Source organism: Protofrankia sp. CiP1_Cm_nod1, from assembly GCF_920888515.1.
In the GTDB taxonomy this organism is placed as follows: Bacteria; Actinomycetota; Actinomycetes; order Frankiales; family Frankiaceae; genus Protofrankia.
In genome coordinates this window covers 1,895-7,111 of sequence record NZ_CAKKTM010000368.1, presented here as the reverse complement: position 1 = coordinate 7,111, position 5,217 = coordinate 1,895, and the positions used below count along the sequence as shown (strand labels likewise).

4 protein-coding genes and 3 pseudogenes are annotated in these 5,217 nt (G+C 73.1%); all 7 read left to right on the top strand.

Features of this window, described 5'->3' with window-relative positions; all coding sequences use genetic code 11:
- Positions 1-334 (top strand): annotated as a pseudogene (locus tag NBX02_RS16575) (riboflavin synthase); the annotation flags it as partial.
- On the top strand, positions 331-1,788 hold the full coding sequence (locus tag NBX02_RS16570) for a bifunctional 3,4-dihydroxy-2-butanone-4-phosphate synthase/GTP cyclohydrolase II (protein ID WP_250292085.1): 1,458 nt from the start codon (positions 331-333) through the stop codon (positions 1,786-1,788). The pseudogene NBX02_RS16575 and the gene NBX02_RS16570, both read left to right, overlap by 4 nt.
- Complete coding sequence (gene ribH, locus NBX02_RS16565; protein WP_250287365.1) at positions 1,785-2,261, top strand: 6,7-dimethyl-8-ribityllumazine synthase; 477 nt, start codon at positions 1,785-1,787, stop codon at positions 2,259-2,261. Before NBX02_RS16570 ends, ribH begins: the two co-directional genes overlap by 4 nt.
- 233 nt (positions 2,262-2,494) lie before the next feature.
- Entirely contained in the window at positions 2,495-2,761 is a 267-nt protein-coding gene (locus NBX02_RS16560) for a hypothetical protein (protein ID WP_445548480.1), read from the top strand.
- An 847-nt stretch (positions 2,762-3,608) separates the two neighbouring features.
- Positions 3,609-3,827: pseudogene (locus NBX02_RS23290) on the top strand (toll/interleukin-1 receptor domain-containing protein); the annotation flags it as partial.
- 238 nt (positions 3,828-4,065) lie between these two features.
- On the top strand, positions 4,066-4,878 hold the full coding sequence (locus NBX02_RS16550) for an AAA family ATPase (protein ID WP_250287413.1): 813 nt from the start codon (positions 4,066-4,068) through the stop codon (positions 4,876-4,878).
- Positions 4,833-5,217, top strand: a pseudogene (locus tag NBX02_RS16545) (FxSxx-COOH system tetratricopeptide repeat protein); the annotation flags it as partial. The gene NBX02_RS16550 and the pseudogene NBX02_RS16545, both read left to right, overlap by 46 nt.

Below are 5,217 nucleotides of genomic sequence, written 5' to 3'. Positions count from 1 at the left end.
GGAGACCCAGTGGGAGATCGTGCGCATCAGCCTGCCGCCGGGCCTGGAGCGCTATCTCGTCGAGAAGGGATCCATCACCGTCGACGGGGTCAGCCTGACGGTCGTCGAGATCATCCCGGCGGGCGAGGCCACGCCCGCCGCGTTCACGGTGAGCCTGATCCCGACGACACTGCAGGCGACGACCCTCGGCCGGCGAGGGGTGGGGGAGCGGGTCAACCTCGAAGTCGACGTGCTGGCGAAATACGTCGAGAAGCTTGTCGTCGCGGGGGAGGCGGCCGGTGCCGGCTCGTCGGGCACCCCCGTCATCCACAGCGGGAGCGGGCAACTGTCATGATCAAAAATTTGCCAGTCGATGATACGCGTTTCGCCTCGATCGACGAGGCGGTCGCGCAGATCGCCGCCGGCCGGCCGGTCGTCGTCGTCGACGACGCCGACCGCGAGAACGAGGGCGACCTGATCTTCGCGGCGGAGAAGGCCACGCCGGAGCTGCTGGCCTTCATGATCCGCTACACGTCCGGGGTGGTCTGCGTCCCGATGGACGGCGCCGACCTCGACCGGCTCGAGCTCGACCAGATGGTCCCGCACAACACCGAGCGGATGGGGACCGCGTTCACCGTCTCCGTCGACGCCCGGGCCGGGGTGACGACCGGCATCTCCGCGGCCGACCGGGCGCTGACCATCCGGCTGCTCGCCGACCCGGCGACCACCGTCGCGGACATCACCAAGCCCGGCCACATCTTCCCGCTGCGCGCGAAGGTCGGTGGGGTGTTACGGCGTCCCGGCCACACCGAGGCCGCGGTGGACCTGGCCAGGCTCGCCGGGCTGCGCCCCGCCGGCGCCATCTGCGAGATCGTCAACGACGACGGCAGCATGGCCCGGCTGCCGGAGCTGACGCGGTTCGCCGAGGAGCACGGGCTGCTGCTGATCTCCATCGCCGACCTGGTGGCGTACCGGCGGCGCAGCGAGCACCATGTCGAGCGGGTCGCCGACACCAGGATCCCCACCGGCTACGGCGAGTTCCGTGCCTTCGGCTACCGCGGCGTCATCGATGACGTGGAGCACGTCGCGCTGGTCAAGGGGGACATCGGGGACGGCCGTGACGTCCTGGTGCGGGTGCACAGCGAATGCCTCACCGGCGACGTCTTCGGCTCCCGCCGCTGCGACTGCGGGACGCAGCTCGACGCCGCCCTGCGCATGATCGCCCAGGAGGGCCGGGGCGTCGTCCTCTACATGCGGGGGCACGAGGGCCGCGGCGTCGGCCTCATCCACAAGCTGCGGGCCTACCAGATGCAGGACGCCGGGCACGACACCGTGGACGCCAACCTCGCCCTCGGCCTGCCCGCGGACGCGCGTGACTACGGCACCGGCGCCCAGATCCTGGTCGATCTCGGCATCCGGACGATGCGGCTGCTGACGAACAACCCGACCAAGCGGGCCGGGCTGGAGGGCTACGGCCTGGAGGTCGTCGAACGGGTCGGGCTGCCGGTGAACTTCACTCCGGAGAACCTGCGCTATCTGACCACCAAGCGGGACCGGATGGGGCACGACCTGCCGGGCCTGCCGACCGCCCTGCCGAGCCTGCCGACCGCCCTGCCGAGCCTGCCGACCGCCCTGCCGGGCCTGCCGAAGGCCGCGGGGGCCCGCGCCGACGTCCCGCTGCACTGCGTCGGGGGCACGAGCGTCGGGAACGCGGGCGCGCACGCGGCTCGCGCGGCCGCGGAGGCGGAGCCGGTGGTGACCGGCGAGGACCTGCTGATGGCGGACATCTGCCAGGGCGAGACGGCATGAGCGGCCAGGGCGCGCCGGCACCGGTGATCCCGGACGGCACCGGCCTGCGGCTGGCCGTCGTGGCGACCCGCTGGCACGCCGAGATCACCGACGCCCTCGTCGACGGCGCGCTGCGGGCGGCCAAGGACGCCGGGGCCGCCTCCCCGCTGCTGGTCCGGGTGCCCGGCGCGGTCGAGCTGCCGGTCGTGACGGCGGCGCTGGCGGCCGGCCACGACGCGGTGGTGGCGCTGGGCGTGGTGATCCGCGGTGGTACCCCGCACTTCGACTACGTCTGCCAGTCGGTGACGCAGGGGCTGACCCGGGTCGCCCTGGACACCGGCGTCCCGGTGGGCTTCGGCGTGCTGACCTGCGACACGGCCGAGCAGGCGCTCGACCGCGCGGGCCTGCCCTCCTCGGCGGAGGACAAGGGCCGCGAGGCCACCTTCGCCGCCCTGGAGACCGCAACCGTCCTACGCGACCTCCGCCATGGTTAGGCCGTTTCCCGCTGGAATGTGATCTTTCAGATCGCGCTCTTCCCGATCGTGGCCCGCCGGCGCTCGGTCAGTCGTCCGACGCGCCGGCGGGGCACGATCGACGGTTGATGTCCCATGGCATACGGCTGACCGTTGCGCTCCACACCGCGCCGGACGCACGATCTCCTGGGCGTGCGGGTGGAGGGATCCTTCAGGCGGTGTCCGCAGCCGGAGTGCCGAAGGCGTGCAGGAAGGTGCCGACCGCGGCCGTGGCGCTGCTCGCCGGGTACGGCCTGCACGCGCTGCGGGCGCCGTCCCCGCGTCGCGCGCCACATCGCACACCGCCGCTGATCGACCTGCGGCTGTTCGCCCACCCCGGGTTCGCCGCGAGCGTCGCCATCATGACGCTGGTCGGTCTGACGATGTTCGTGAACCTCTTCGTGCTGCCGCTCTACTACCAGCAGCAGCACGGGCGGGGCACGCTTACTGGTTCACCCTCGCCGCCGTCGCCGTCATCCTGACCGCGAGCACACTCCTCCCACGCCGGGACGCCGGCCCACCTGCCACCGCCACGGCCCCCACGGCAACAGCCCCCACCCAGCCAGCTACCGGGCCGGCCAGCGAGGAAACCGCGCTTTCCGGCAGGTGACCGAGACCGGGAAGACGGCGCACGGCACGCGCGATGGATGCGATGAGCCGCGGAGATGCCTGAACGTCGCGGTCCGCCGTACCGCATACCGGACCGGTGCCGCGCCCGTCCGACCCGCCAGGGGCGGCCATACCACCCCAGAGCGGCCGCGACAGGCTCGGTACAGCGAGACGGATGCCCCCGCCCGCCGCAGGAATCGTCAGCCTCCCACCGATCCGGGGAGCAGGGGAGCAGGGGAGCCGGGGAGCCCAGTCCGTGGACCGCCCAGCCGTAGGTGAAAACCGTTACTGGGACGACGGCAACTACCTACGGCTTCCGCCGCTGTAGGTGAAAACCGCTGCCATGGTGGCGGAAATCACCTACGCGTCGTGTCGCCTGGGGCGGAAGCGTCCGGTGATCCCTATATGTGATCTTCGGGGTGGGGCCGCGGGCCGCGGAGGCGCACGGACATCGCTGTCCGCTGCACCGTTCCCGGAACGGCTCTTCCTGGCAGGCGGCTCGCGACCGGAACAGCCGGGTTTTCGCCCTCCTGGGCTGCTGTGCGGCCTACGTGGCGGGTGCGGTGAGTGTGGCGGTTCTGGCACGCTGGGCGGATGGGGGAGCTGGACGCGCCGGAGGCCGCGGCGGGCCGGGTGCGCTTCTTCGTCTCGTACACGGGCGCGGACCGGGCCTGAGCGGAGTGGATCGCCTGGGAGCTGGAGGCGGCGGGCTGGCCGACCGTGCTGCAGGCGTGGGACTTCGTCGCCGGGGAGAACTTCGTCGGGCGGATGAACGACGCACTGACCCAGGCGGAGATCGTGCTGGCGGTGTACTCGGCGGCGTACTTCCGATCGAAGTACTGCACGGACGAGTGGACCGCGGCGTTGCTGGACGACGGGCGGGGCCGGGACAGGCTGATCCCCGTCCGGGTCGAGGACTGCGACGTGCCGCCGCTGCTGCGGCCCCGGGCGTACATCGACCTCGTCGGGCTGCGCTCCGGCCAGGCCCGGGCCAAGCTGGTCGCCGAGCTGACGCCGGGACGGCACAAGCCGGCGCGCCGGCCACAGTGCCCCGGCTCCCGGCGCCGGCGGGGATCATCGCCGCCGGCGCCGGGAGCCGGGGCGGACGGCCCGGTGCGGTCCGGGCGGGCGGCGACCGTGGGCTGGGCGCAAGCGCTCCTTCCCCCGGCTGCCGGCCATGCGGGAGGTGCCGCCGCGCAACGACTTCTTCGTCGGCCGGGACCGGACGCTGCTGGAGCTGCGCGACCAGCTGGCGGCGCTGCGCCCGGCCACGGTCGCGCTCCACGGGATGGCGGGGATCGGGAAGACCCAGCTGGCCCGGGAGTTCGCCTGGCGGTTCGCCGCCGACTACCAGCTTGTCTGGTGGATCGACGCGGCAGGCGGACTCACCGCGCAGGCCGGGGTCGCCGCGGTCAACGACGCGCTCGGGGAGCCCGTGCCGGCCGGCCCGGCCGGCACCGCGCAGGCGGTGGTCAGGGCGCTGTCACGGATGGCGGCCACCGGCCGCCCCTGGCTGCTGATCTACGACAACGTCGAGGACGTGCAGGACGTCGCCGACCTGCTCCCGCACGGCGGCCACATTCTGATCACCTCCCGGAGCCGGGCGTTCCGGCAGGTCGGCACGCCCACCCCGGTCGAGCCGCTGGCCCGGGCCGAGACCGTGGAGCTGCTGACCCGCCGGATCGACGGCCTGGATCCGGCACTGGCGGACCTGCTCGCCACCGAGATCGGTGACCTCCCGCTGGCGGCGGCACAGATCGCCGCCTACCTCGACACCACCCCGATGGACCCGGCCGCCTACCTGGGCCTGTTCCGGGCCGAGCAGGCCCGGATAGCCGCCCTCGGCCATCCGGTGGACTACCCCCGCACAGCACCGCCGCCGCGATCGGGCTGTCCGCCGACGCGCTCACCGGCCGGTCACCCGCGGCCGCCGCCCTGCTCGAGGTGTGTACGTTCCTCGCGCCCACCGGCGTCCCGCTGGACCTGCTGACCGCCCACCCGGAGGTCTTCGAGGACCCGCTGACAACGGCCCTGGGAGATCCCCAACGGCTGGCAGAGGCGGGGGAGATCAACCGCTCCTCACTGGCACAGATCGACCACGACCTGCTGGTCATGCACCGCCTCGTCCGCGCCGTGCTACGAGAACGAATGGGCCCACAACAGGAAGCCGGCTGGCAGGCCCGGGCGCACGCCCTGCTCACCGCCGCCCACCCCGGGGATCCGGGCGAGCCGATCCGGTGGCCGGCCTGGCAGCGCCTCCTGCCCCACCTGCTCGCCGCCGACCCCGTGGACAGTCCGGACGCGGATACCCGCGGGCTCGTCCTTGACC

Bases quoted from the DNA above. Each gene is read 5' to 3' on its own strand.
- NBX02_RS16570 (WP_250292085.1), top strand. From the start codon at position 331: ATGATCAAAAATTTGCCAGTCGATGATACGCGTTTCGCCTCGATCGAC.
- ribH (WP_250287365.1), top strand. From the start codon at position 1,785: ATGAGCGGCCAGGGCGCGCCGGCACCGGTGATCCCGGACGGCACCGGC.
- NBX02_RS16550 (WP_250287413.1), top strand. From the start codon at position 4,066: ATGCGGGAGGTGCCGCCGCGCAACGACTTCTTCGTCGGCCGGGACCGG.